General features: G+C 56.3%; 25 protein-coding genes. 14 read left to right on the forward strand and 11 right to left on the reverse strand.

From position 1 onward, the window contains the following. Positions 1-129 precede the first annotated feature (129 nt). Positions 130-2,562: a bifunctional aspartate kinase/homoserine dehydrogenase II gene (locus ACOTX5_RS15810; RefSeq protein WP_017383103.1), complete on the reverse strand. Its 2,433-nt coding sequence runs from the start codon at positions 2,560-2,562 to the stop codon at positions 130-132. A gap of 2 nt (positions 2,563-2,564) precedes the next feature. Further along, positions 2,565-3,725 (reverse strand): cystathionine gamma-synthase, encoded by a 1,161-nt coding sequence (gene metB, locus ACOTX5_RS15815; RefSeq protein ID WP_017383102.1) that lies wholly within the window; start codon positions 3,723-3,725, stop codon positions 2,565-2,567. Between the two features lie 275 nt (positions 3,726-4,000). Between metB and metJ the strand changes: the two genes are divergently transcribed. Then, a complete protein-coding gene (gene metJ / locus ACOTX5_RS15820; RefSeq protein WP_006179183.1) occupies positions 4,001-4,318 on the forward strand; it encodes a met regulon transcriptional regulator MetJ in 318 nt (105 codons plus the stop codon). Positions 4,319-4,366: 48 nt separating this feature from the next. Here the strand turns inward: metJ and rpmE are convergent, their stop codons facing one another. Then, positions 4,367-4,579 carry a 50S ribosomal protein L31 gene (gene rpmE, locus ACOTX5_RS15825; RefSeq protein WP_003862040.1) on the reverse strand — a complete coding sequence of 71 codons (213 nt, stop codon included), beginning with the start codon at positions 4,577-4,579 and terminating at the stop codon, positions 4,367-4,369. A 200-nt stretch (positions 4,580-4,779) separates the two neighbouring features. Here rpmE and priA point away from each other — a divergent pair, with 200 nt between their 5' ends. From priA to rraA, 7 genes are all read left to right on the forward strand, one after another. After that, complete coding sequence (gene priA, locus ACOTX5_RS15830; protein WP_045911401.1) at positions 4,780-6,975, forward strand: primosomal protein N'; 2,196 nt, start codon at positions 4,780-4,782, stop codon at positions 6,973-6,975. 119 nt (positions 6,976-7,094) lie between these two features. Beyond that, positions 7,095-8,120: a DNA-binding transcriptional regulator CytR gene (cytR, locus tag ACOTX5_RS15835; protein WP_017383100.1), complete on the forward strand. Its 1,026-nt coding sequence runs from the start codon at positions 7,095-7,097 to the stop codon at positions 8,118-8,120. A gap of 92 nt (positions 8,121-8,212) precedes the next feature. Further along, positions 8,213-9,181, forward strand: a complete 969-nt coding sequence (gene ftsN, locus ACOTX5_RS15840) for a cell division protein FtsN (protein ID WP_017383099.1) — start codon at positions 8,213-8,215, stop codon at positions 9,179-9,181. Between the two features lie 94 nt (positions 9,182-9,275). Continuing rightward, complete coding sequence (hslV, locus tag ACOTX5_RS15845) at positions 9,276-9,806, forward strand: ATP-dependent protease subunit HslV (RefSeq protein WP_003862036.1); 531 nt, start codon at positions 9,276-9,278, stop codon at positions 9,804-9,806. A 9-nt stretch (positions 9,807-9,815) separates the two neighbouring features. Continuing rightward, positions 9,816-11,147 (forward strand): HslU--HslV peptidase ATPase subunit, encoded by a 1,332-nt coding sequence (gene hslU, locus ACOTX5_RS15850; protein WP_015569947.1) that lies wholly within the window; start codon positions 9,816-9,818, stop codon positions 11,145-11,147. A gap of 62 nt (positions 11,148-11,209) precedes the next feature. Continuing rightward, positions 11,210-12,136, forward strand: coding sequence for a 1,4-dihydroxy-2-naphthoate polyprenyltransferase (gene menA, locus ACOTX5_RS15855; protein WP_087924327.1), 927 nt, complete (start codon positions 11,210-11,212; stop codon positions 12,134-12,136). A 92-nt stretch (positions 12,137-12,228) separates the two neighbouring features. Further along, a complete protein-coding gene (gene rraA, locus ACOTX5_RS15860; protein ID WP_033487969.1) occupies positions 12,229-12,714 on the forward strand; it encodes a ribonuclease E activity regulator RraA in 486 nt (161 codons plus the stop codon). Positions 12,715-13,300: 586 nt separating this feature from the next. On the opposite strand, the gene zapB is transcribed toward rraA, so the two are convergent. After that, positions 13,301-13,540 (reverse strand): septal ring assembly protein ZapB, encoded by a 240-nt coding sequence (gene zapB / locus ACOTX5_RS15865; protein WP_003862031.1) that lies wholly within the window; start codon positions 13,538-13,540, stop codon positions 13,301-13,303. Between the two features lie 399 nt (positions 13,541-13,939). On the opposite strand from zapB, the gene ACOTX5_RS15870 reads away from it, so the two are divergent. The 4 genes from ACOTX5_RS15870 (at position 13,940) to fpr (ending at position 18,291) form a co-directional block, all read left to right on the forward strand. Further along, positions 13,940-14,785 (forward strand): MIP/aquaporin family protein, encoded by an 846-nt coding sequence (locus tag ACOTX5_RS15870; RefSeq protein ID WP_015569943.1) that lies wholly within the window; start codon positions 13,940-13,942, stop codon positions 14,783-14,785. A 21-nt stretch (positions 14,786-14,806) separates the two neighbouring features. Then, positions 14,807-16,315: a glycerol kinase GlpK gene (glpK, locus tag ACOTX5_RS15875; protein WP_006808669.1), complete on the forward strand. Its 1,509-nt coding sequence runs from the start codon at positions 14,807-14,809 to the stop codon at positions 16,313-16,315. Positions 16,316-16,437: 122 nt separating this feature from the next. After that, positions 16,438-17,448, forward strand: a complete 1,011-nt coding sequence (glpX, locus tag ACOTX5_RS15880; RefSeq protein WP_015569942.1) for a class II fructose-bisphosphatase — start codon at positions 16,438-16,440, stop codon at positions 17,446-17,448. 96 nt (positions 17,449-17,544) lie between these two features. Beyond that, positions 17,545-18,291 carry a ferredoxin--NADP(+) reductase gene (gene fpr / locus ACOTX5_RS15885; protein WP_003862024.1) on the forward strand — a complete coding sequence of 249 codons (747 nt, stop codon included), beginning with the start codon at positions 17,545-17,547 and terminating at the stop codon, positions 18,289-18,291. Here fpr and ACOTX5_RS15890 read toward each other — a convergent pair whose 3' ends face one another. Beyond that, positions 18,292-18,711, reverse strand: coding sequence for a DUF805 domain-containing protein (locus ACOTX5_RS15890; protein ID WP_006808672.1), 420 nt, complete (start codon positions 18,709-18,711; stop codon positions 18,292-18,294). Positions 18,712-18,823: 112 nt separating this feature from the next. Between ACOTX5_RS15890 and ACOTX5_RS15895 the strand changes: the two genes are divergently transcribed. After that, a complete protein-coding gene (locus ACOTX5_RS15895) occupies positions 18,824-19,420 on the forward strand; it encodes a DUF1454 family protein (RefSeq protein WP_017383094.1) in 597 nt (198 codons plus the stop codon). Between the two features lie 111 nt (positions 19,421-19,531). Then, positions 19,532-20,299: a triose-phosphate isomerase gene (tpiA, locus tag ACOTX5_RS15900; protein ID WP_003862019.1), complete on the forward strand. Its 768-nt coding sequence runs from the start codon at positions 19,532-19,534 to the stop codon at positions 20,297-20,299. 36 nt (positions 20,300-20,335) lie between these two features. Here tpiA and ACOTX5_RS15905 read toward each other — a convergent pair whose 3' ends face one another. The 6 genes from ACOTX5_RS15905 to cpxP form a co-directional block, all read right to left on the reverse strand. Continuing rightward, complete coding sequence (locus ACOTX5_RS15905) at positions 20,336-21,640, reverse strand: SLC13 family permease (RefSeq protein WP_023304636.1); 1,305 nt, start codon at positions 21,638-21,640, stop codon at positions 20,336-20,338. 73 nt (positions 21,641-21,713) lie between these two features. After that, the gene (locus tag ACOTX5_RS15910; protein ID WP_003862014.1) at positions 21,714-22,457 is read right to left on the reverse strand and encodes a CDP-diacylglycerol diphosphatase; all 744 of its coding nucleotides are present in this window, start codon (positions 22,455-22,457) and stop codon (positions 21,714-21,716) included. Positions 22,458-22,568: 111 nt separating this feature from the next. Then, complete coding sequence (locus tag ACOTX5_RS15915; protein WP_045911399.1) at positions 22,569-23,558, reverse strand: sulfate ABC transporter substrate-binding protein; 990 nt, start codon at positions 23,556-23,558, stop codon at positions 22,569-22,571. Between the two features lie 216 nt (positions 23,559-23,774). After that, positions 23,775-24,737, reverse strand: coding sequence for a 6-phosphofructokinase (gene pfkA, locus ACOTX5_RS15920; protein WP_003862009.1), 963 nt, complete (start codon positions 24,735-24,737; stop codon positions 23,775-23,777). A gap of 184 nt (positions 24,738-24,921) precedes the next feature. Then, the gene (fieF, locus tag ACOTX5_RS15925) at positions 24,922-25,806 is read right to left on the reverse strand and encodes a CDF family cation-efflux transporter FieF (RefSeq protein WP_017382698.1); all 885 of its coding nucleotides are present in this window, start codon (positions 25,804-25,806) and stop codon (positions 24,922-24,924) included. A gap of 152 nt (positions 25,807-25,958) precedes the next feature. Then, positions 25,959-26,465 carry a cell-envelope stress modulator CpxP gene (gene cpxP / locus ACOTX5_RS15930; RefSeq protein WP_003862006.1) on the reverse strand — a complete coding sequence of 169 codons (507 nt, stop codon included), beginning with the start codon at positions 26,463-26,465 and terminating at the stop codon, positions 25,959-25,961. Positions 26,466-26,590 lie beyond the last annotated feature (125 nt).

Genomic DNA, 26,590 nt, shown 5'->3' on the forward strand with positions numbered 1-26,590 from the left:
AAAGCGGGATGACGTCAACAGAAATAATCAACATTAACGGTGAGGTTTGTTCAGGAAAGATGAAGGGCGTTCATGATGGGGGTGAGAAGCACGCCCTCTCCCCATTGGGGAGAGGGTTAGGGTGAGGGGTTACAGCAGCTTAGCCAGACGATTAATATCAGACTGAATGGCTCCGGCGGTGACATCACGTCCCGCGCCCGGGCCACGGATCACCAGCGGGTTATCGCGATACCAGCGGCTTTCGATGGCGAAGACGTTGTCGCACGGCAGGAGCGCCGCCAGCGGATGTTCAGGACGCACCGCCTCCACGCCCACGCGCGCTTTACCGTTCGCCTCGAAACGCGCCACGTAACGCAGCACCAGGCCCATCTCGTTAGCCGCTTCCAGACGTTGCACCATCTGCTCGTTCAGCTCGTCACCGTTCTCGAAGAAGTGATCGACGGACCCTTCCTCGCAGCCCGCAGGCACCAGAGACTCGACGCGTACCTGACCCGGCTCAATGTCGTAGCCGGCTTCACGCGCCAGGATCACCAGCTTACGCATCACATCTTTACCGGCAAGGTCAACGCGCGGATCCGGCTCGGTTAAGCCCTGCTGCCACGCCTGATCCACCAGGTCGGTGAACGGAACGGTGCCGTCAAACTGCAAAAACAGCCAGGAGAGCGTGCCGGAGAAGATCCCGCTCAGCGCCAGAATGCTGTCGCCGCTTTCAATCAGGTCGCGCACGGTATGGTTCACTGGCAGGCCCGCGCCAACGGTGGCGTTATACAGCCAGTGACGGCCCGTTTTTTCGAATGCGTCATGGATCTGACGGTATTTATCAGTGCTGCTCGCGCCCGCCAGTTTGTTGGCGCTGATGACGTGGAAACCGTGGCTGGCGAAATCCAGATACTGATCGGCCAGCTGTTCGCTGGCGGTCACATCCAGCACCACCAGATCGTCGTACGGGTGCGCGCGCATCCACAGGAACAGCGACTCTTCATCCTGCTCAACCGCTTCATCGTTAAAGAAGGCCAGCGCCCGGCTGGCGTCCAGCCCTTCGTAGTTCAGCAGGCTGCGGCGGCTGTCCACCACCCCTGCCAGAATAAATTCAAACCCGGTACGCGCCGAAAGCGTTACCTGCTCGCGGGCGAACAGCTCCAGCCAGCGGGAACCGATGTTCCCTTTCCCGAACAGTACCAGGCCGATGCGTTTTTCCGCGCGGAACAGGGAGGTGTGCAGACCCTGAATCAGGCTTTCGGTTGGCCCTTTACGCAGCACGGCAACCAGACTGATGCCCTCTTCCGACTGCCAGGTGAACTCCACCGGCTGACCTTTCAGTTGCTGCCAGAAGCGGTGGCAGTGGAGCGGGTTACGGGTGACGCCCGCGCCCACCATCGCCACCAGCGCCAGCCCCTGACGCAGGCGAAGCTCGCCCGGCAGGCCCGCTTCATCCAGAATTTTCAGGGCGCTGTCCACCACTTCAGCGGTATAGCAGAACTGCAACAGCTGACGATCGTTATGTACGCCAACGGCCAGCGGACGCACCTGGGCACGTTTCAGGATGGTGTCGATATCTTTGTGTGCCAGTTTGAAATCCTGGCCCGCAGGCACCTGGAACTCAATCAGGCAGATGTCATCATGGCTGGTGACAATGCGCGCGCCCGTACCGGATGCCAGCACGCGTTCAATGCGGGTGGAACCCTGATCCGGCGTGTAGCTACAGCGTAGTTGCAGGTCGATGTCGCTGCCGGAAACCGGCTGTAGCGTGCGCGCGTGCAGCACCGGGGCCGCCAGACGCGCCAGTTCGCTCGCTTCGTCGAGACGCAGCAGCGGCAGCAGGCAGGCATCTTTTACTTTGCGCGGGTCCGCGCTGTAGACACCGGCCACGTCGCTCCAGATGGTGACGCGGGACACGCCCGCCAGGGCGCCAATCTGCGTTGCCGAGTAGTCAGAGCCGTTACGGCCCAGCAGAACGGTTTCGCCGGCATTGCTGCGGCTGATAAAACCGGTGACGACAATACGTTTACCAGGATGTTGCACCAGCAGCTGTTGCAGCAGCGGGTAAGACAATCCTTCGTCCACCTGCGGCTGTGCGGCACGTTCGGCACGCAGGAAATCACGCGCGTCAAGCCAGGCGGCTTCCACACCAAGATGTTGCAGCACGGCGGCCATCAGGCGCGCAGACCATACTTCACCATGGCCAACCACTTCCGCATACACTGCATCGGTAATGCCACTGTCCAGCAGAGCGGCCAGACGCTCAAGGTCGTGCGTAAAAGCGCTAATCAGCCCGTCCGCCACGTCCGCAGGCAGCAAACCGGCAATCAGTTCGCTCTGGTAACGACGTAAGGACTGTTGCACCTGATGCGCAGAGAGGCGATCGGTCTGGCTCAGTTTCAGCCAGCTAATCAACTGATTGGTGGTGCTGCCCGCCGCAGAGACAACCATCATGTCCCCCGGCTGTGAATACTCGGTCATGATCCCTGCGACACGCAGATAACATTTCACATCAGCAAGACTACTACCACCAAACTTGTGCAGCTGACGACCCTTCGTCCCTGCCTGCGCTATCACACTCATGATTACCCCTTGGCTGCGACCCGGAAGCCATTTTCCAGATCGGCAATTAAATCTTCAGAATCTTCAATACCGGTCGAGATACGCAGCAGCGTCTCGGAAATCCCGGCGGCGGCACGTGCTTCGGGTGCCATACCTGCGTGCGTCATGGTTGCGGCGTGGGAGATCAAGCTTTCTACTCCCCCTAAGGATTCCGCCAGCGTAAACAATGACAACCCGCTCAGGAAGCGACGCAGCGTTTGCTCGTCACCGTCCAGTTCAAAACTTAACATCGCGCCAAATCCTTTCTGTTGGCGCGCGGCAATCTCGTGCCCCTGGTTTTCCGGCAGCGACGGGTGATAAAGCTTCTTCACCAGCGGCTGGGTTTTCAGGAAATCCACGATCGCCTGGGCATTACGCTGCGCCACGTCCATACGCGGAGACAGCGTGCGGATACCGCGCAGCAGCAAATAGCTGTCGAACGCGCCCGCGGTGACGCCAATGTTATTGGCCCACCATGCCAGTTCGGTGACAACGTCAGGATCTTTGGCAATCACCACGCCCGCCACCACGTCAGAATGGCCGTTCAGATATTTAGTGCATGAATGCAACACCAGATCGGCACCCAGTGCCAGTGGGTTCTGAAGGGCCGGACTGAGGAACGTATTATCCACTACACTTATCGCTCCCGCATCCCTTGCGAGCTGACAAATTTTCGCAATATCGACTACGCGCAACAATGGATTGCTTGGACTTTCCACCAGCACCAGCTTCGGCTGCTCGGCAAGCGCCTGTTTCAGCGCCTGTTCGTCGTTTTGATCGACAAACAGCACACGGTAGCAGCCACGTTTCGCCAGGCTATCAAACAGACGATAGCTGCCGCCATAACAGTCGTGCGGCGCCACCAGCAGATCGCCAGGTTTCAGGAACACCGTAGTCACCAGGTGAATGGCAGACATGCCGGTATTGGTTAATACCGCACCCGCGCCGCCTTCCAGTTCCGCCAGCGCGCGCTGCGTGACGTCACGCGTAGGATTGCCGCGACGCGAGTAGTCATGCGCGCGGGGTTCATTAAATCCGGTGAAATTATAGGTGCTGGAGAGATGAATTGGCGGGACAACGCAGCCGTACTGCTCGTCATCATTCAATCCGCTACGCACTGCGATGGTGGCCTGTTTACGCGTCATGGTGAGGCTTCCTGGCGAATGAGGTGAAAAGTCAGGCACCAGAGTAAACATTGAAAGTATGGACGTCAATACATCTGGACATCTAAACTTCTTTGCGTATAGATTGAGCAATGTGCAAATAGCCGTTAAAATTATATGCTTTAGGACACGCTACAGCGGCAATATCCGTGCCTCGGTATCGTCTCTACGGTAAACTACGCAAGATTACGGTTCAAAACTGATGGTTACCGGTTTTGCACCTTTAGATTAATGACTGAGAGGATTAAAGGTATCTCATGGCTGAATGGAGCGGCGAATATATCAGCCCATACGCTGAGCACGGTAAGAAGAGTGAGCAAGTCAAGAAAATCACGGTGTCCATTCCTCTGAAGGTGTTGAAGATCCTCACCGATGAACGTACGCGTCGTCAGGTGAACAACCTGCGTCACGCCACCAACAGCGAACTGCTGTGCGAAGCGTTCCTGCATGCGTTTACCGGCCAACCGTTGCCGAACGATGACGATCTGCGCAAAGAGCGCAGTGACGAAATTCCAGAAGAGGCGAAGGTGATCATGCGTGAACTGGGTATCGACCCGGATACGTGGGAATACTGATAAGCGGATACAAAAAAGGCACCTTGCGGTGCCTTTTTTTCGGGAAACTTATTTAGCGCCCGGGATGCTGAAACGCTTGTTGAAGCGGTCAACACGGCCACCGGTTGCAACATCACGCTGCTTACCAGTGTAGAACGGGTGGCATTTGCCGCACACGTCCAGGTTCAGATCGTGACCCACGGTAGAGCGGATCTGGATAGAGTTACCGCAAGAGCAGTTTGCAGTAATCATTTCGTATTTCGGGTGAATATCTTTTTTCATGGGAGAACCTCAGTTAAGGCCGCGTCGCTCTTCCAGCCCTAACGCCAGACACCACGCGATGTTGAATGTAAGTTCTTTGGCGTAAAATACACCAAAGGCGGCGAATCATACAGAATTTGACCAACGTATGCAAACTGATCCGCACGCCGCTTTCACTAATGTGTATACTAACGCGCCACTTTTCAAGTCAGGAAGATTCGATGCCCGTCGCTCACGTTGCCCTGCCCGTTCCGCTTCCCCGCACCTTTGACTACCTGCTGCCCGACAGCATGAGCGCCAAAGCGGGCTGTCGCGTGACCGTGCCGTTTGGCAAACAGCAGCGCGTGGGGATCGTGGTGTCCGTCAGCGAACACAGCGAACTGCCGCTTAACGAGCTGAAATCGGTTGTTGAGGTGCTGGACAGCGAGCCGGTTTACTCCACCAGCACCTGGCGGCTGCTGCTGTGGGCGGCAGATTATTATCATCATCCGATTGGCGACGTGCTGTTCCATGCCCTGCCCATTATGCTGCGCCAGGGCAAGAGCGCCAGCCACGCGCCAATGTGGTACTGGTTTGCCACCGAGCAGGGCCAGGCTGTGGACATTAACAGCCTGAAGCGCTCGCAGAAACAGCAGCAGGCGCTGGCCGCGCTGCGCCAGGGAAAAATCAGGCGCCATCAGGTCGACGAGCTTGAGGTAAGCGAAACCGCGTTGCAGGCATTAAGGAAGAAAGGGTTGAGCGAGCTGGCCAGTGAAGCACCTGCCCTTCACGACTGGCGCGACGGCTTTTCCGTCTCGGGCGATCGCCTGCGTCTGAATACCGAGCAGGCCACCGCCGTAGGCGCGATTCACAGCGCCGCCGACCATTTTTCCGCCTGGCTGCTGGCGGGCGTCACCGGCTCCGGTAAAACCGAAGTGTATCTGAGCGTGCTGGAAAACGTGCTCGCGCAGGGCAAACAGGCGCTGGTGATGGTGCCGGAAATCGGCCTGACGCCGCAAACCATCGCGCGTTTTCGTGAACGCTTTAATGCGCCCGTTGAGGTCCTGCACTCCGGCCTGAACGACAGCGAGCGCCTCAGCGCCTGGCTGAAAGCGAAAAACGGCGAAGCAGCAATTGTGATCGGCACCCGTTCATCGCTGTTTACGCCCTTTAAAAATCTCGGCGTTATCGTAATCGATGAAGAGCATGACAGCTCCTATAAACAGCAGGAAGGCTGGCGCTATCACGCCCGCGACTTAGCCGTGTACCGCGCCCACAGCGAGCAAATCCCCATTATTCTCGGGTCCGCCACCCCCGCGCTTGAAACGCTGCAAAACGTTCGCCAGCGTAAATACCACATGCTGCGCCTGACGCGCCGTGCGGGGAATGCCCGCCCGGCCATTCAGCATGTGCTGGATTTGAAAGGCCAGCAGGTGCAGGCCGGGTTAGCGCCTGCGCTGATTAGCCGCATGCGCCAGCATTTGCAGGCGGGCAACCAGGTGATCCTGTTCCTGAACCGCCGCGGCTTCGCGCCTGCGCTGCTGTGCCACGACTGCGGCTGGATCGCGGAGTGCCCGCGCTGCGATCACTACTACACCTTCCACCAGGCTCAGCGCCATTTACGCTGCCACCACTGCGACAGCCAGCGTCCGGTCCCCCGTCAATGCCCGTCCTGCGGCTCAACGCACATCGTGCCGGTCGGTCTGGGAACGGAACAGCTTGAACAGGCGCTCGCGCCCTTCTTCCCGGACGTGCCCATCTCTCGTATCGACAGGGATACCACCAGCCGTAAAGGGGCGCTGGAACAGCAGCTTGCGGAAGTACATCGCGGCGGCGCGCGCATCCTGATTGGTACTCAGATGCTGGCGAAAGGGCACCACTTCCCGGACGTGACGCTGGTCGCCCTGCTGGACGTCGACGGCGCGCTGTTCTCCGCGGATTTTCGCTCCGCCGAGCGTTTCGCCCAGCTTTATACCCAGGTTGCCGGTCGCGCTGGTCGAGCGGGTAAGCAGGGCGAGGTGGTGCTGCAAACGCACCACCCTGAACATCCGCTGCTGCAAACTCTGCTGCACAAAGGCTATGACGCCTTCGCGGACCAGGCGCTGGCCGAACGTCAGACGATGCAGCTTCCCCCGTGGACCAGCCACGTTATCATCCGTGCGGAAGATCATAATAACCAGCAGGCTCCGCTGTTCCTGCAACAGCTGAGAAACCTCCTGCAAGCCAGCCCGCTGGTGGATAATCAGCTGTGGATTTTAGGCCCGGTACCCGCGCTCGCCCCGAAACGCGGCGGCCGTTTCCGCTGGCAACTGTTACTTCAGCACCCCTCGCGTATCCGTTTACAGCAGATCGTCAGCGGCACGCTGGCGCTGATCAATACCCTACCGGAAGCGCGAAAAGTGAAGTGGGTTCTTGACGTCGATCCGATTGAAGGCTGAAGACGGATCGAAAAATTTAATGCGCCTCACACTTTTTATGAAAATTCTGTAACCGATTCCATTAACTATCTGTAAAAATGGTGCTGTCCGCAGTTCGGTGTTCAGGCGAGGAGAAGACGTTGAAGTCCAGGAAAGAGGTTGCCTCGGCGACCATGAAAGACGTTGCCGAGAAAGCACAAGTCTCAACAGCAACCGTGTCCCGCGCATTGATGAACCCTGACAAAGTCTCCCAGGCGACCCGAAACCGGGTTGAAAAGGCGGCGCTTGAGGTCGGTTATTTCCCGCAAGCCATGGGGCGCAACGTTAAACGCAACGAATCCCGTACCATCCTGGTGATCGTGCCGGATATCTGCGATCCCTTCTTCAGCGAAATCATCCGCGGCATTGAGGTCACGGCCGCCGCCCAGGGCTATCTGGTGCTGATTGGCGATTGTGCTCACCAGAACCAGCAGGAAAAAACGTTCATCGACCTGATCATCACCAAGCAGATTGATGGCATGCTGCTGCTTGGCTCACGCCTGCCGTTTGATGCCAGCATTGAAGAACAGCGCAATTTACCGCCTATGGTCATGGCGAACGAATTCGCGCCGGAGCTGGAGCTGCCAACCGTTCATATCGATAACCTCACCGCCGCATTCAACGCCGTGAACTATCTTCAGGAACTGGGGCATAAGCGTATCGGCTGTATCGCCGGACCAGAAGAGATGCCGCTGTGTCATTACCGCTTGCAGGGCTACGTTCAGGCGCTGCGCCGTACCGGGGCTATCGTCGATCCGCACTACATTGCGCGCGGTGATTTCACCTTTGAAGCGGGCGGGCAGGCGCTGGAAAAATTGCTGGCCTTGCCAGAACCGCCCACCGCGGTCTTCTGCCACAGCGACGTGATGGCGCTGGGGGCGTTATCCTACGCCAAACGTCACGGCCTGCGCGTGCCGCAGGACCTGTCGATAATCGGTTTTGATAATATTTCACTTTCGGAGTTTTGCGATCCGCCGCTTTCGACCGTTGCACAGCCGCGGTATGACATCGGCCGGGAAGCGATGCTGCTTTTGCTGGATCAGCTGCACGGTCAATCAGTTAGCAGTGGGTCACGACTACTGGATTGTGAGCTGATTGTGCGCGGCTCTACCCAGGCATTAACTTAAAGTAAATACCTTTCGACACCCTTATCTGGTCAAAGCCCCGTCGCTTAAGTAACATGGCGGGCTGACGAACGAATAAATACAGCGAAACGATAGTGGCACAACGAGATTATGTACGTCGCGGCCAGCCGGCACCTTCGCGACGCAAAAAGAGTAGTTCAAAAAGCAAGCAACGCAGCCTGTCTGCTGTCTCCCCAGCTATGGTCGCCATTGCTGCGGCTGTGCTGGTGGCCTTTATTGGCGGCCTCTACTTCATTACGCATCATAAAAAAGAAGAGTCTGAAGCCCTTCAGGGTAACAAGGTCGTCGGCAACGGCCTGCCGCCGAAGCCTGAAGAGCGCTGGCGCTACATTAAAGAGCTGGAAAGCCGCCAGCCTGGCGTACGTGCGCCTACCGAGCCTTCTGCCGGGGGTGAAGTAAAGAATGCCGATCAGCTGACGGACGAACAGCGTCAATTGCTCGCTCAGATGCAGGCGGACATGCGCCAGCAGCCTACGCAGCTGAACGAAGTACCGTGGAACGAACAAACCCCGGCGCAGCGTCAGCAAACGTTGCAGCGCCAGCGTCAGGCTCAGCAGCAAACGCAACAGCAGCAGTGGACGCAGACGCAGCCGGTACAGCAGCCGCGTACACAACCGCAGCAGCAGACGCGTACCGTACAAACTCAGCCTGTCCAGCAGCAACCGAAGGCGCAGCCGCAGAAGCAAACGGCACAGCCGTATCAGGATCTGTTGCAGACGCCTGCGCATACCACTGCGCAACAGCCAAAAACGCAGCAGGCTGCGCCGGTCACCAAAGAGACCGAGGCACCGAAGCAGACGGCTGAGAAAAAAGATGAACGCCGCTGGATGGTTCAGTGCGGTTCGTTTAAAGGCGCCGAACAGGCAGAAACGGTGCGTGCTCAGCTGGCATTTGAAGGATTTGACTCTCGCATTACCACCAACAACGGCTGGAATCGCGTAGTGATTGGACCGGTCAAAGGCAAAGAAAACGCAGACGGCACCATTTCCCGTTTGAAAGTGGCTGGCCACACAAACTGCATTCGACTCGCCTCCGGGGGTTGAAACCCCCAAAATCCCCCCCATCTATCATTTAATTCAGCCCTGAGCACAGGCTCAGGGCTTCTGTTTCCCGAATCTGTAACCAGGGGGTCTGCTCGTGACAACAATAGTAAGTGTACGCCGTAACGGCCAGGTGGTAATTGCCGGTGATGGCCAGGCCACGCTGGGTAATACCGTCATGAAAGGCAACGTGAAGAAAGTACGTCGTCTTTATAACGACAAAGTGATCGCCGGTTTCGCAGGCGGCACGGCTGATGCCTTCACGCTGTTTGAACTGTTTGAACGCAAACTGGAAATGCATCAGGGTCATCTGGTGAAAGCCGCCGTTGAGCTGGCAAAAGACTGGCGTACCGACCGCATGCTGCGCAAGCTCGAAGCGCTGCTGGCCGTGGCTGACGAAAACGCCTCGCTGATCATCACCGGTAACGGCGACGTGGTTCAGCCTGAAAACGACCTGATTGCCATCGGCTCTGGCGGCCCGTACGCCCAGGCCGCAGCCCGTGCGCTGTTGGAAAATACCGACATGAACGCGCGCGATATCGCGGTGAAAGCGTTGGATATTGCAGGTGATATCTGCATCTATACCAACCACAATCACACCATCGAAGAATTACCGTCTAAAGCGTAAGGATCGCCCATGTCTGAAATGACCCCACGCGAAATTGTCAGCGAACTGAACAAACACATTATCGGCCAGGACGACGCCAAGCGCTCCGTGGCTATCGCACTGCGTAACCGCTGGCGTCGCATGCAGCTCGACGAAGAGCTTCGCCACGAAGTGACGCCAAAAAATATTCTGATGATCGGCCCGACCGGTGTGGGTAAAACCGAAATCGCCCGTCGTCTGGCCAAACTGGCTAACGCGCCGTTCATCAAAGTTGAAGCCACCAAGTTCACCGAAGTGGGCTATGTGGGTAAAGAAGTGGACTCCATCATCCGTGACCTGACCGACTCGGCGATTAAGATGGTGCGCGTCCAGGCAATTGAGAAAAACCGCTATCGCGCCGAAGAGATGGCCGAAGAGCGTATTCTCGACGTGCTGATCCCACCGGCAAAAAACAACTGGGGACAGGCTGAACAGCAGCCTGAACCTTCTGCTGCGCGTCAGGCATTCCGCAAAAAACTGCGCGAAGGCGAGCTGGACGACAAAGAGATTGAGATCGATCTCGCTGCCGCGCCAATGGGCGTGGAAATTATGGCGCCTCCGGGCATGGAAGAGATGACCAGCCAGTTGCAGTCCATGTTCCAGAACCTGGGCGGGCAGAAGCAGAAAGCGCGTAAGCTGAAAATCAAAGACGCGATGAAGCTGCTGATTGAAGAAGAAGCCGCGAAGCTGGTTAACCCGGAAGAGCTGAAACAGGATGCTATCGACGCGGTTGAGCAGCACGGTATCGTGTTTATCGACGAAATCGACAAGATCTGTAAGCGCGGCAACGCGTCCGGCCCGGATGTCTCACGCGAAGGCGTTCAGCGCGACCTGCTGCCGCTGGTGGAAGGTTGCACCGTCTCCACCAAGCACGGCATGGTTAAAACTGACCACATTCTGTTTATCGCCTCCGGTGCGTTCCAGATTGCCAGCCCGTCTGACCTGATCCCGGAACTTCAGGGACGTCTGCCAATCCGCGTCGAGTTGCAGGCGCTGACCACCGAAGATTTCGAACGTATCCTGACTGAGCCAAACGCTTCTGTGACCGTACAGTATAAAGCGCTGATGGCGACCGAAGGCGTGAACATTGAATTTACCGATGACGGTATCAAGCGCATCGCCCAGGCCGCGTGGCAGGTCAACGAAACCACCGAGAACATCGGTGCGCGTCGTCTGCACACCGTGCTGGAACGCCTGATGGAAGACATCTCTTATGATGCGAGCGACCTTAACGGTCAAAGCATTACCATTGACGCAGACTATGTGGGCAAACACCTGGATGCGTTAGTGGCAGATGAAGATCTGAGCCGTTTTATTCTATAATCGCGTTCAATGCATTTTCATCACTGTTGATGGGGGCTATGGCCCCCATTTTTATTGGCTAAATAACTATGACTGATATCAGCCGTACACAGGCGTGGCTCGAAAGTCTGCGCCCTAAAACGCTTCCTCTGGCTTTTGCCGCCATTATCGTCGGTACCACGCTTGCCTGGTGGCAGGGTCATTTCGATCCGCTGGTAGCAGGTCTGGCGCTTGTCACCGCCGGGCTGCTGCAAATCCTCTCTAATCTCGCCAATGATTACGGCGATGCGGTAAAAGGCAGCGACAAGCCTGACCGCATCGGGCCGCTGCGCGGGATGCAAAAAGGGGTGATTACCCAGGCACAGATGAAACGGGCGCTGATTATCACCGTGGTGTTGATTTGCCTGTCCGGGCTGGCGCTGGTGACGGTCGCCTCGAAAACCACCAGTGATTTCATTGGCTTCCTGGTGCTGGGCTTGCTCGCCATTATTGCAGCCATTACCTATACCGTCGGGACGCGTCCTTACGGGTATATTGGTCTGGGCGACATCTCCGTGCTGGTGTTCTTCGGCTGGCTGAGCGTGATGGGAAGCTGGTACTTACAGGCGCACACGGTGATCCCTGCCCTGTTCCTGCCGGCGACCGCCTGTGGTCTGCTGGCGACGGCGGTGCTGAATATCAATAATCTGCGCGACATCGATAGCGACCGCGAGAACGGTAAAAACACGCTGGCCGTGCGTCTGGGTCCGGTGAATGCACGCCGCTATCACGCCTGCCTGCTCATCGGCGCGCTGGTCTGCCTGGCGCTGTTCAATCTGATTTCGCTGCACAGCCTCTGGGGCTGGCTGTTTGTGCTCGCCGCACCGCTGCTGATTAAGCAGGCCCGCTACGTTATGCGTGAACTCAGCCCGGCCGCCATGCCACCGATGCTGGAACGTACGGTAAAAGGCGCGCTGTTGACTAACCTGCTGTTCGTCATCGGGATTGTCTTAAGCCAGACGCTGAGTTAGCTGACAAATATCAATTAACAATTGATGATTTTGCCAACAACGCATTTCGCACGATATACTGAACACATTCGCAGCAACAGAGCGTTAAACCTATGAAATACGATACCTCCGAGCTTTGTGACATCTACCAGGAAGATGTCAACGTCGTTGAACCCCTGTTCTCCAACTTTGGTGGACGGTCGTCGTTTGGCGGACAAATCATCACGGTGAAATGTTTCGAGGACAACGGGTTGCTGTACGATCTGCTCGAAGAGAACGGTCGTGGTCGCGTCCTGCTGGTGGATGGTGGCGGTTCCGTGCGCCGTGCATTGATTGATGCTGAACTGGCGGGAATTGCCGTCCAGAACGAGTGGGAAGGCATTGTGGTGTACGGTTCCGTGCGTCAGGTGGACGATCTCGAAGACCTGGATATCGGGATTCAGGCCATCGCGGCCATACCGGTAGGCGCAGCGGGCGACGGCATCGGCGAAAGCGACGTGCGCGTCAATTTCGGCGGCGTGACCTTCTTCTCGGGCGACCACCTTTATGCTGACAATACCGGCATTATCCTTTCTGAGGATGCGCTGGATATTGAGTAGTTAATCGGTAAGCGAGATGCATAAAAAAACCGCCAACAGCAATGTGGCGGTTTTTTTTGTCCCTCGGGATTCGCGGTCCGTTGGGTGATATTGCAACCTTTAACCAGGATTTTTATCTTACCCTGGTTCATTCCTCAGGTAACCCCTGTCGACACTTTATAAATTCCTAATTATGTGTGGAAACCTTAACTCCGCAGCTGTTGCTCATTATGATGCTGTGTCCCTTTCCGCCATCTCGCAAATGGGCATCGGTCCAGGGAAAGGTGTATTCATAACCGTAAAGCAACCTTTAACCGGGCTTGTGTCCACCGACTTATCACCGGTGGTGAACGGTGGAGCGGTAAGCAGCAGGGACCGCATAATGAAACGCTATTTATGTATCGCGTTCATTGTCGCCAGCGTACTCGTTGTAAAGAGCGATGAACCTGTTGGGTTTGTTGCTTTTGCTACGACAGCGCAGGACAAGTAGCGTTAAGGCCGCCCAGGGCGGCCTTTTTTATGGTTTGATGTCGGTTAGCGAAAACCATAAAAAAGCCGGGTGGCGGCTTCGCCTTACCCGGCCTGTTCAATGCATTCCCTAAGGAAATCAAACTTCTTCCATACGTCCCAGCAGCGCCTGCAAGCGTTCCTGCCAGCCGTTCTGCTGTTCGCGAAGCTGGTTGTTTTCGCGCTCCAGTTCTTCACGGCTGTGCTGAGCATTCTGAACTTCCTGTGACAGGGAGTTGTTCTTTTCTTTCAGCTCTTCAATTTCCATTTGCAGCAGCGTGATGGTGTCAATCGCCTGCTGTACTTTCGATTCCAGTTTCTCAAACACTTCTAAAGACATGATCCTACCTCTCCTGAATTGCAAGGCGACGCTTTAACGTAAACGCGCACAACATATGTTCCGATTGTATGGAGCGCCGTCGCCCCTGTCCAGCGGCATGCCACGCAGATCGCGGTTTGCAACACTTTTCGGCCTCGTCCTGGTGCGTTCGCCGCATATACCCCTAAGTTGTTAACCCATAAGTTAAAGAAATGATTCAGCCCATAATCATTATCTGATGCAAAAACGCGCTTTATGGCGCGAAAACGCTCATTTTATTGACGCAGACCACACATTTAGATTTCGATATTTCTCGTTTGTGCTCGTTAACGATAAATTAACACTATGTCTACAGGGCATCGTGACTGTCACGGGCGGTCACGCAAACAATAAACATTACTCTTTTGCAGGATTCCGATTATGAGTCAGACATCAACCTTAAAAGGCCAGTGTATTGCCGAGTTCCTGGGTACCGGGTTGTTGATATTCTTCGGAGTAGGCTGTGTCGCAGCACTGAAAGTGGCGGGTGCCAGTTTTGGTCAGTGGGAAATCAGTATTATCTGGGGTCTGGGCGTGGCGATGGCCATCTACCTGACCGCAGGGGTTTCCGGTGCACATCTTAACCCGGCGGTGACCATCGCGTTGTGGCTATTCGCGTGTTTTGACGGACGCAAAGTTGTTCCTTTTATCATTTCGCAATTTGCCGGCGCCTTTTGCGCAGCGGCGTTAGTTTACGGGCTTTATTACAATCTTTTCATCGACTTCGAACAGACGCATCATATGGTGCGTGGCAGTGTCGAAAGTCTGGATCTGGCAGGCATTTTCTCAACGTATCCGAATCCGCATATCAATTTTGTGCAGGCGTTCGCGGTTGAGATGGTGATTACCGCTATTCTGATGGGCGTCATCATGGCGCTGGGCGACGATGGAAACGGCATTCCGCGCGGCCCGCTGGCGCCACTTTTGATTGGCCTTCTGATTGCGGTAATTGGCGCATCCATGGGTCCGCTGACCGGCTTTGCGATGAATCCGGCGCGTGACCTGGGTCCAAAAACCTTCGCCTTCTTTGCGGGATGGGGCGATGTCGCCTTCACGGGCGGCAAAGACATTCCTTACTTCCTGGTTCCGCTGTTCGGGCCAATCGTAGGGGCGGCGCTGGGCGCATTCGGCTATCGCAAATTAATTGGTCGCCACTTACCGTGCGACACCTGTGTGGAAGAGGAGAAAGAGACGGCTTCCACCACACAACAAAAAGCTTCGCTGTAATCTGACTACGGGACACATACCATGACCGAAAAAAAATATATCGTTGCGCTCGACCAGGGCACCACCAGCTCCCGCGCTGTCGTAATGGATCATGACGCGAACATTGTCAGCGTGTCTCAACGCGAATTTGAGCAAATTTATCCGCGTCCAGGCTGGGTAGAACACGACCCGATGGAGATCTGGGCGTCGCAAAGCTCCACGCTGGTGGAAGTGCTGGCGAAAGCCGACATCAGTTCTGACCAGATTGCCGCTATCGGTATCACCAACCAGCGTGAAACGACTGTGGTCTGGGAGCGCGAAACCGGTAAGCCCATCTACAACGCCATTGTCTGGCAGTGCCGTCGTACGTCAGAGATCTGCGAACAGCTGAAGCGCGAAGGAATGGAAGAGTACGTGCGCAGCGCCACCGGCCTGGTGGTTGACCCCTATTTCTCCGGCACCAAAGTGAAGTGGATCCTCGACCACGTGGAAGGTTCACGCGAGCGCGCACGACGTGGCGAGCTACTGTTCGGCACCGTCGATACCTGGCTTATCTGGAAGATGACTCAGGGACGCGTTCACGTCACCGACTACACCAACGCCTCGCGCACCATGCTGTTCAACATCAACACCCTTGAGTGGGATGACAAGATGCTGGACGCGCTGGACATTCCGCGCGCGATGCTGCCAGAAGTCCGTAAGTCTTCTGAAGTATACGGCCAGACCAACATTGGGGGTAAAGGCGGTACGCGTATTCCTATCGCCGGCATCGCCGGTGACCAGCAGGCGGCCCTGTTCGGCCAGCTGTGCGTCAAGGAAGGGATGGCGAAGAACACTTACGGCACCGGTTGTTTTATGCTGATGAACACCGGCGAGAAAGCGGTGAAATCAGAAAACGGTCTGCTGACCACCATCGCCTGCGGCCCGCGCGGCGAAGTGAACTATGCCCTGGAAGGCGCGGTATTCATGGCGGGTGCTTCCATTCAGTGGCTGCGCGACGAGATGAAGCTGATCAGCGACGCGTTTGACTCCGAATACTTCGCGACCAAAGTGAAAGACACCAACGGCGTGTACGTGGTGCCAGCGTTCACCGGTCTGGGCGCACCGTACTGGGATCCGTATGCCCGCGGCGCGATTTTCGGCCTGACGCGCGGCGTGAACTCAAACCACATCATTCGCGCGACGCTGGAATCCATCGCCTACCAGACGCGCGACGTGCTGGAAGCGATGCAGGCTGACTCCGGCATTCGTCTGCACGCCCTGCGCGTGGACGGCGGTGCGGTAGCCAACAACTTCCTGATGCAGTTCCAGTCCGACATTCTGGGCACCCGCGTTGAACGTCCTGAGGTGCGAGAAGTGACGGCGCTGGGCGCGGCGTATCTGGCAGGTCTGGCGGTTGGCTTCTGGCAAAACCTCGACGAGCTTCAGGAAAAAGCGGTTATCGAACGCGAATTCCGTCCTGGCATCGAAACCACCGAGCGCAACTACCGCTATAGCGGCTGGAAGAAAGCGGTGAAACGTGCCCTGGCGTGGGAAGAGCACGACGAGTAAACCTATATTCCCTCTCCCCTGGGAGAGGGTTAGGGTGAGGGGCTCCGACCGCACCGGTCCCCTCGCCCCTCCCCACTCTGTGATAAACTTCGTGCAATTCCTTTTGATTGTACGAGTACCTCATGAAACGTGAACTTGCTATCGAGTTTTCCCGCGTCACCGAAGCTGCCGCCCTCGCAGGCTACAAGTGGCTGGGCCGTGGCGACAAAAATACCGCAGACGGCGCTGCCGTCCACGCCATGCGCATTGTGCTTAATCAGGTCAATATCGATGGCACTATCGTCATTGGCGAAGGCGAAATCGACGAAGCGCCGATGCTCTATATAGGTGAAAAAGTCGGGACGGGCAAAGGCGATGCGGTGGATATCGCGGTCGACCCGATTGAAGGCACGCGCATGACGGCGATGGGCCAGGCCAACGCGCTGGCGGTACTGGCGGTGGGCGATAAGGGCTGCTTCCTCAACGCGCCCGATATGTACATGGAAAAACTGATCGTCGGTCCTGGCGCTAAAGGCGCTATCGACCTTAGCCTGCCGCTGGACGCCAACCTGCGCAATATCGCCGCGGCGCTGGGTAAAGCGCTCAGCGAACTCACCGTGACCATTCTGGCGAAACCGCGCCACGACGCCACCATCGCGTACCTGCAAGCGCTCGGCGTACGCGTGTTTGCTATTCCGGATGGCGACGTTGCCGCCTCTATTCTGACCTGCATGCCGGACAGCGAAGTCGACGTGCTTTACGGCATCGGCGGCGCGCCGGAGGGTGTGGTCTCTGCGGCAGTGATCCGCGCGCTGGACGGCGATATGCAGGCGCGTCTGCTGCCACGCCATGAGGTCAAAGGCGACAGCGACGAGAACCTTCGCATTGGTGCAGACGAACTGGCGCGCTGCGCGGCGATGGGCATCGAGGCCAATAAAGTGCTCGCGCTGAACGAGATGGCCCGCAGCGATAACGTGGTCTTCTCCGCAACCGGCATCACCAAAGGCGATCTGCTGGACGGCATCACCCGCAAGGGCAACATGGCCACCACTGAAACCCTGCTGATCCGCGGTAAATCCCGCACTATTCGCCGCATTAAGTCCATTCATTATCTCGATCGTAAAGATCCGGACGTACAGACGCACATTCTGTAAAACCGTTTGATCGATAGAGCTTTCCGGCCCGAATGGGCTGGAAATGTTTCCCGCAAGTACGGAAGATAGAAGAGAGAAACAGCACAGGAGAAGATCATGGCGGACTGGGTAACAGGTAAAGTCACAAAGGTACAGTTCTGGACCGATGCGCTATTTAGCCTCACGCTGCACGCTCCCGTTCATCCGTTTACTGCCGGGCAGTTTGCCAAGCTCGGGTTGGATATTGACGGTGAACGCGTACAGCGCGCCTACTCTTACGTTAATGCGCCTGATAACCCGGACCTTGAGTTCTATCTGGTCACCGTCCCGGACGGTAAGCTCAGCCCACGCCTCGCCGCGCTGAAACCGGGCGATGAAGTGCAGATTGTCTCCGACGCGGCGGGGTTCTTCGTGCTGGATGAAATCCCCGACTGTGACACGCTCTGGATGCTGGCGACCGGCACGGCCATTGGCCCGTATCTTTCCATTCTGCAATACGGCAAAGATCTGGAGCGCTTTAAAAATATCGTGCTGGTTCACGCCGCGCGCTACGCCGCAGACCTGAGCTATTTGCCGCAGATGCAGGCGCTGGAACAGCGTTATGGCGGGAAGTTAAAAATTCAGACGGTGGTCAGCCGCGAAACCGCAGCCGGCTCGTTAACCGGTCGCGTTCCGGCGTTGATTGAAAGCGGCGCGCTGGAAGAAGCGGTGGGTTTACCGATGAATACCGAAACCAGCCATGTGATGCTGTGCGGTAACCCGCAGATGGTACGCGATACGCAGCAGTTGCTGAAGGATACCCGGCAGATGACGAAGCACCTTCGCCGCCGGCCGGGCCACATGACCGCCGAACACTACTGGTGATCAGCGGTACTTCACCTCAAGGGTATCTTTTCCATATTTGTTCTCGCTCTGGGTGCCGATAAACGCGCCCAGTTCGACAACCATCATTACAAAGATAACCGTCGGCAGCAGTCTGCCCACCACCCATGGGAGGATTGAGGGCAGCATTGACCAGTTCCCCGCCACCAGCATCCACGCCAGAATAATCAGGAAAGCCCATGCGCCGGAGCGGCCACGATCGTGCAGACGTTTCACCACTACGGCGGCGGTTGGCCACAGTAAACAGACCAGCGCAAATGCCGCCGTTTGCGTGCTCAGCCATGCGTTGTAGGCAACAAAAAACAGTAGCAGCATGGCGACAACCCACGTTGCAATCCAGATCCAGAAGTCACGGCGTCCAATACGCCCTTTGAATGAAAACAGCCACTGCTGTATGGTCATGTAAGGTTCCTTATTATTGTTTAGCCCGCATTTTACCCTGGAGTTGTGACCTTTTGACAAGCCGACAAGATATCGTTTTAATCATGGGCAATGATGGCCAGGGGCAATGTTGATGAAAAGTTCGGCACACTCTCTTTATTTGTGTTTAGCGATGCTGAGCGCCAGTTTTTCCCTCTATGCCGCGGAAACGGCTTCCCCGGTCACCGCCCCCTATCTTCTGGCGGGCGCCCCCTCTTTCGATCAATCTATCAGCCAGTTCCGCGAAGCCTTCAACAAAGAAAACCCCTCACTTCCGCTGGGAGAGTTCCGTGCGATTGACAGCGCCCGCGATACGCCGACCCTGACCCGCGCGGCCAGCAAAATTAACGAGAATCTGTATGCCTCTACCGCCCTTGAGCGCGGAACGTTAAAAATCAAAAGTATGCAGATCACCTGGCTGCCGATTCAGGGGCCAGAGCAGAAAGCGGCGAAAGCGAAAGCGCTGGAGTACATGAGCGCTATTCTGCGCGCCTTTACCCCCACCTTCACGAAAGCACAAAGCCAGCAAAAGCTGCAAAAACTGCTTACCGCCGGGAAAAACAAACGCTATTACGCCGATACGGAAGGTGCCGTTCGCTATGTCGTCGCAGATAACGGCGAAAAGGGGCTGACCTTCGCGGTTGAACCGATTAAGCTGGCCCTATCAGACGCACTCGAGGGGGCGAATTAATGACAAAAAGCAAAGCCTTTCGAGGGAAAATCTCTATACTGATTCACAGACCATGCTGCCCGACAGGGCGGCCATATTCCTTAATTCGCTTATTGAGCGTGGAGAATTGAAATGCGACATCCTTTAGTGATGGGTAACTGGAAACTGAACGGCAGCCGCCACATGGTAAACGAACTGGTTGCTAACCTGCGTAAAGAGCTGGCTGGCGTGACCGGCTGCGCGGTTGCTATCGCTCCGCCGGATATGTACCTGGATCTGGCTAAACGTGCCGCTGACGGCAGCCACATCATTCTGGGCGCGCAGAACGTTGACGTTAACCTGTCTGGCGCGTTCACCGGTGAAACCTCCGCTGAAATGCTGAAAGATATCGGCGCGAAATACATCATCATCGGCCACTCCGAGCGTCGCACCTATCACAAAGAATCCGATGAGTTCATCGCGAAGAAATTCGCTGTGCTGAAAGAGCAGGGTCTGATCCCGGTTCTGTGCATCGGTGAAACCGAAGCAGAAAACGAAGCAGGCAAAACCGAAGAAGTGTGCGCACGTCAGATCGACGCTGTGCTGAAAACCCAGGGCGCGGCAGCGTTCGAAGGCGCGGTTATCGCTTACGAGCCAGTCTGGGCGATCGGTACCGGCAAATCTGCAACTCCAGCGCAGGCACAGGCGGTGCACAAGTTCATCCGTGACCACATTGCAAAAGCAGACGCGAAAGTGGCTGAGCAGGTCATCATCCAGTACGGCGGTTCCGTTAACGCATCAAACGCAGCTGAGCTGTTCACCCAGCCAGACATCGATGGCGCACTGGTTGGCGGCGCATCCCTGAAAGCAGACGCTTTCGCGGTGATCGTTAAAGCGGCAGAAGCGGCTAAGCAGGCGTAATTGCCTTTGTGGCGGGTGGCGCTTCGCTAACCCGCCCTACAAACGACCTAACACGCTAAACCACAAATAATCCAGCGGCAGCAGCACCAGATACGTCGCAATCGCCAGCGCCAGACAAAGCAGCATCCCCGCCTTCGCAGGCACTTTCCCTAAGCCCATCGCCACCACAATCGGCGACGCCTGATATGGCAGCAGCGGCGTGGAATACCCCAGCACCTGAATCATGATCACCGACAGCAGCGGGAAGCCGGTCGCGTCCGAGAAGCTCTGCGCCAGCGTGGTGTACAGCGCAGGAACGCCGTTGGCGGTCATAATGAAGTTGAGCGCCGTGGTGATCCCCGTCAGCGCCAGGAAGCTGGTAAACGGGCGGTCTGCATCCAGCGGCATGATATGGAGCAACGCCTCGCCTACGGCCGCACCGATACCGGTCTGCGTCACCGTAATGGCCAGCCCGAGTATACCCGCGACGTAAATACAGGTGCGCATATTCACCCCCGCCGAGAACTCTTCCCCGGTGATAAAACCGATGCGCGGCAGCATAACGATGACCGAGGCCGCCAGCCCCGTCCACGCTGGCCCAACGCCGTGCCAGCTCTCCGTCACCCACATCGTCAACACCACCGCCAGCAGCCAGGCGAGTCGTTTTTCGTCACGCCCCATCGGTTCCGATGGCGTGAGATCCTTCGCCGGTTTCGGGTTGCCGGGGAACAGCCAGCAGATCAGGCCAATCAGAATCAGGCCTTTGAGAATACCCAGCACCGGGGTGTGCAGCAGCAGATACGGGACATAGTTGAGGTGGATACCGTATGAGCCTTCCGCCGCGCCGCTCATCACCAGGTTGGGCACGTTGGCGGGCAAAATAGTGGCCGAGAGCTGGAAGGTGCCAAACCCGACCGCCAGCGCCAGGCCAAACCAGGCCCGCGAGCCATCAGGAATGCCGGCCCGCTTCGCCATCGCGGCGACAATCGGCATCAGCAGCGCAATACGTCCCATGTTCGACGGCATCACGAATGCCAGGGCATAGCTCAGCAGCACAACGCTCGCCACCATCAGCACCCAGGAGTCGGTAAGCTTTGCCGACAGCGCCCGGGCGGCCCTGTCCGCCAGGCCGGTTTTCCGAATCGCCACGCCCAGCACAAAGCCGCTGAACACCAGCCAGAAGGCAGACGAGGCGAAGCCGCCGAAGATCACTTCCGGCGGGGCGATTCTGGCGGTCATCGCCGCCGTGAAAAACAGCAGCGCGGTGATAAATTCCGGCAACAGCGACGTCGCCCACAGCACGATGGTGACGCCGACGATCAGCGAGGGAAGCAGCAGAGGATGCGTTAACCAGAGCGACATACCTGTCTCCTGTAGAATTTTTCAGCAAGTCTACGGCGACAGGCAGGGCGAGTAAACGCTATTTATGGTGGGGTCACTTCAGGATATCGCATTGATGATCCTGCAATTCCTCAGCCGACGCGCGGTTAAAGGTAAGCAGGTTACGCTCTGTCGCCAGCAATACAAACGAGCCGTCCGACTGCTGTGCCATCGCCAGCGCGAAGCGTCCCATATGATCGCGGGCTTCCGGCAGCTCTTCCGCCAGCATCATAAACGGGCTGCGCTGCACCAGTTCGTTCTCCGTCACCCGACGGGCAAGGTATTCATGCCCTTCCAGCCCGCCCGGAAGCGGTAACCACTGGGTGCTGATTTGCCCCTGCGACGCGTTCAGCTTCTCGCGCACGTCTGGGCGCAGACAGGAGATGTGGATATGAAAATGGTTTTGCGTGCGCCCGGTCGGGGAGTTGATGGTCAGCGAAACGGCGCTGTCAGGCACGTCGGCCCCCCGTTTCATACTCATAAAATGGCGAGACTGCCATGCCAGCCAGAAGAAATTCGGTGTCTGCGGCTCAGTCAGCAGCGGGCTTTCGGTGCCGTTGATACGGTACGTGGGCATCAGCAGGTATTGCAGCGGCCCGTTGCGGTCCTTGAACACCACGTAGCCCGCATCTGGCTTCACCTGCGCACACGGTGCCGGGTTACGGTTATGCAGCTGGTTGGGCACACACTGGTCGAGAACGATATGACGCAACGCATTCGGATTACCCGCTTTCATCCAGTACACGCCGCCTGCGGCAAGGGCGATAACGATCAGAATCAGTAAGATAATTTTTTTCACAACGCGTTCCCTGTTTTCAATAGAGGCAAAAGAGTAACGCAAAATGATGACCAAATAAAAAACCCGGCGGATTTCTCACACCGGGTTACCGTGTCGTTCTTTGTAAAACGCTTAGCGCTTGCTGATCTGGTCGAAGGTGCCGCCGTTAGAGAAGTGCTCTTTCTGCGCTTTGGTCCAGCCGCCAAAAACCTCATCAATAGTGAACAGCTTCAGTTTCGGGAAGGCGTTTTCGTATTTCTTCGCGACGGCCTCATCGCGTGGGCGGTAGAAGTTTTTCGCCGCAATTTCCTGCCCTTCAGGTGAGTAGAGGTACTTCAGGTAGGCTTCCGCCACCGCTTTGGTGCCCTTCTTATCAACAACCTTATCGACGACGGAGACGGTCGGCTCAGCCAGGATCGATTCGCTCGGGGTGACGATCTCGAACTTGTCTTTACCCAGCTCGTTGGTCGCCAGCAGGGCTTCGTTTTCCCAGGCGATCAGCACGTCGCCAATGCCGCGTTCGACGAAGGTGTTGGTTGCACCGCGCGCGCCGGAGTCCAGCACTTCGACGTTTTTAAACAGTGCTTTGACGAAGTCCTGTGCTTTGGCCTGATCGCCGTTGTTTTGGTGCAGCGCGTAGCCCCAGGCTGCCAGATAGTTCCAGCGTGCGCCGCCGGAGCTTTTTGGGTTCGGGGTAATGACAGACACGCCTGGCTTAATCAGGTCGTTCCAGTCCTTAATCTGTTTCGGGTTGCCTTTACGCACCAGGAAGACAATGGTCGAGGTGTATGGCGCGGAGTTATCCGGCAGGCGTTTGATCCAGTTTTTGTCGATACGGCCACGCTCGGCGATAGCGTCAACATCGTAGGCCAGCGCCAGGGTCACCACGTCGGCTTCAATACCGTTGATCACCGATGTCGCCTGCTTACCGGAACCGCCGTGAGACTGGCGAACCACCACGTTATCGCCGGTTTCCTGTTTCCAGTGCGCCGCGAAAGCTTTGTTGTACTGGTCGTACAGTTCACGCGTCGGATCGTACGACACGTTCAGTAACTGAATGTCCTTTGCCAGAACGCTGGTTGATGCCAGCAATAATGTTAACCCCACGCCCCATTTATTCATCGCCCAGCTCTCTTGTGTAGTGTTTTGATGAATGCAGCGTGCCAGAAAGCTAACCGATGATTAAAGAATAAAAAAAGATTGGCTATAACGTGGAGGAATAAAAGAAAGGGTGGGCGCATAAAAAAGCCCGGTGGCGCTTCGCTTACCGGGCCTACGAACCGTGCTTTTGTAGGCCGGGTAAGGCGAAGCCGCCACCCGGCGCAATACAGACGCCGATCAGTACAGTTTTTTCGCGCAGTCCAGCCAGTCACCCTTGAACGGACGCTTCATGTTTTCAATGGCGTCGATGATGTCATGGTGAACCAGTTTCTCGTTCTGGATACCGACGCAGCGGCCGCCGTGTCCCTGAAGCAGTAGCTCGATCGCGTACGCGCCCATGCGGGACGCCAGGATACGGTCGTACGGGCCTGGGGAACCACCACGCTGAATGTGACCCAGAACGGTCGCGCGGGTTTCGCGTTTGGTTTCGGTTTCGATGTACTTCGCCAGCTCGTCAACGTCACAGATGTGCTCGGTGATAGCAACGATGGCGTGTTTCTTACCTTTCGCGATACCGGCTTTGATTTCAGCGACCAGATCTTCACGGCTAAATTCCACTTCCGGCACCACCACGAACTCACAGCCACCGGCAATTGCCGCCGCCAGAGTCAGGTCACCGCAGTAACGGCCCATCACTTCAACAATAGAAATACGCTGGTGAGAGGAAGAGGTGTCACGCAGGCGGTCAATCGCTTCCACAACGGTACCCAGCGCGGTGAAGTAACCGATGGTGTAGTCGGTGCCTTTGATGTCATTGTCGATGGTGCCAGGCAGGCCGATGCACGGGAAGCCCATTTCAGTCAGACGTTTTGCACCCATGTAGGAGCCGTCGCCGCCGATAACCACCAGCGCATCCAGACCCCGTTTTTTCATGTTTTCGATAGCCACTTCACGGATGTGTTCGTCACGGAATTCCGGGAAGCGTGCAGAACCGAGGAAAGTACCGCCACGGTTGATCATGTCAGACACGCTGTAGCGGTCGAGCTGAACCATGCGGTCTTCATACAGACCCAGGTAACCGTCATAGATACCAAAAACTTCCAGACCTTCCGTCAGCGCTGCACGGACAACCCCACGGATTGCCGCGTTCATGCCCGGCGCATCACCGCCGCTTGTCAACACACCGATTTTCTTAATCATGACTACCTCTGAACTTAGGAATGCAAAATTGAAATCTGCTGCCGGAAGAAACTGTTCAACCGTCGAATACTGCAAATAGTATATCAATCCCTTCCAGCTGAATTGATTCAGGTCAGGCCATATGGTGGTAATTTATCCACAAAATGCTGCTCTGGCTCACTTTTTTACAACGAATTACGAAAGCTCAAAACGCCCTGGGTACGACAGAGCACGGATCCTGATGAATAATGACGTCTGACCCAGGGAAACGCTGCAAAATCGCCTGCTCCACCTGTTCAGCGACCATATGCGCCTGAACCAGTGGCAGGTTGTCTTCCATTTCCAAATGAATCTGAATAAAGCGGGTCGGCCCTGACTGCCGCGTACGAAGATCGTGAGCACCACTGACGCCAGGCCAGTTGGTCACGATGGCATAAATTTCATCACGTTCTGCATCCGGAAGCGCACGGTCAAGAAGCGACTGTACCGCTTCATACCCCATCCGCAAGGCGCTGTATAAAATATAGATCCCTATCCCTAACGCAAACAACGCATCGGCCCGATGCCAGCCATACCAGGCCAGACCAAGCGCAATAAGAATAGCCCCATTCATCATAACATCAGACTGATAATGAAGCATATCGGCCCGTACAGCCTGGCTTTGTGTTTTGCGTACAACCCAGCGCTGGAACGTTACAAGAACAAGTGTGCTTATAAGTGCAACTACCGTTACGACCACGCCAACGCCCGGATCGTTCATCGGAGAAGGCGAAATAAGATGCTGAATACCGGTCAAAAACAGGAAAAGCGCAGAGCCCGAAATAAACATGCTTTGTGCCAGCGCGGCCAGCGATTCCGCTTTGCCGTGGCCAAACGTATGCTCTTCATCCGCCGGTTGCAGCGAGTAGCGCACCACCAGCAGGTTGGTCAGCGAGGCGGCAATATCCACCAGTGAATCCACCAGTGCCGCCAGAATACTGACCGACCCGGTGTACCACCACGCGAAAATTTTAATGATCAGCAAACACGACGCCATCACCGTCGCGGCTATTGCGGCCCGGCTTACCAGCCGTCCATAGGATTGATTCATAAACACTCCTGTCATGCCATGGCGCTAGTATAACGGATGGTGGTGGAGTGAAAGGATGAATAAAGCGTTAACAAACCTGAACAATGGGCAAAAAAACCCCCACATCATGTGGGGGAAGACAGGGATGGTGTCTATGGCAAGGAAAACAGGGTTTACTGGTTACTACGGGTACTGCTATTGCTACTGAAAAGCGTCATATCTGAGCTTCGCTGCATCCGTGCAACCTCACGCAACTGGTTCATACGTTGCTGATGTTTGGTATTCAAAACCGCTTGCTGCTCGGGCGTTAGCAGGTGGAACATCTGGTTGCGAACCTTCGCCATCTCTACCTGACGGGCAACCTGTTCCTGCGCCATTTTTTCGGCCTGAGCGCGTACAGCGCTTTCGTCAAAATTTTCTGCGGTGACAAGGCGATGCATTGTCTCCATTTCGCTAACATTAACAGGGGGCTGGTCGTGTCTTGCCCTCTGCATCAGATCTCGCATCTGTTGACGCTGATGTTCGGTTAAACTTATGCCGTCAAACATATGGCTTTGGCTGCTGTGCTGCGTTGCGCCCTCTGCTGAGGAACCGTTATCGCTGATGATAGCTACAGCAGCCTGGCTAAACGCACTGAAGGCCAGCGTTGAGGCCATGACGGCAGCGGTAACTTTGCGCATCACTTGCTCCCAAAATCTTTCGTGTCGCGATTCAACGAGAGACAGTCTACGATTCAGGCTGCAAACATGCGTCAGGGGGTGTAAAACAACGTAAAGTCATGGATTAGATAGCCTTGATGTCGTAA

This window comes from Enterobacter cloacae complex sp. IR5441 (assembly GCF_049238215.1).
GTDB lineage: Bacteria > Pseudomonadota > Gammaproteobacteria > Enterobacterales > Enterobacteriaceae > Enterobacter > Enterobacter hormaechei_C.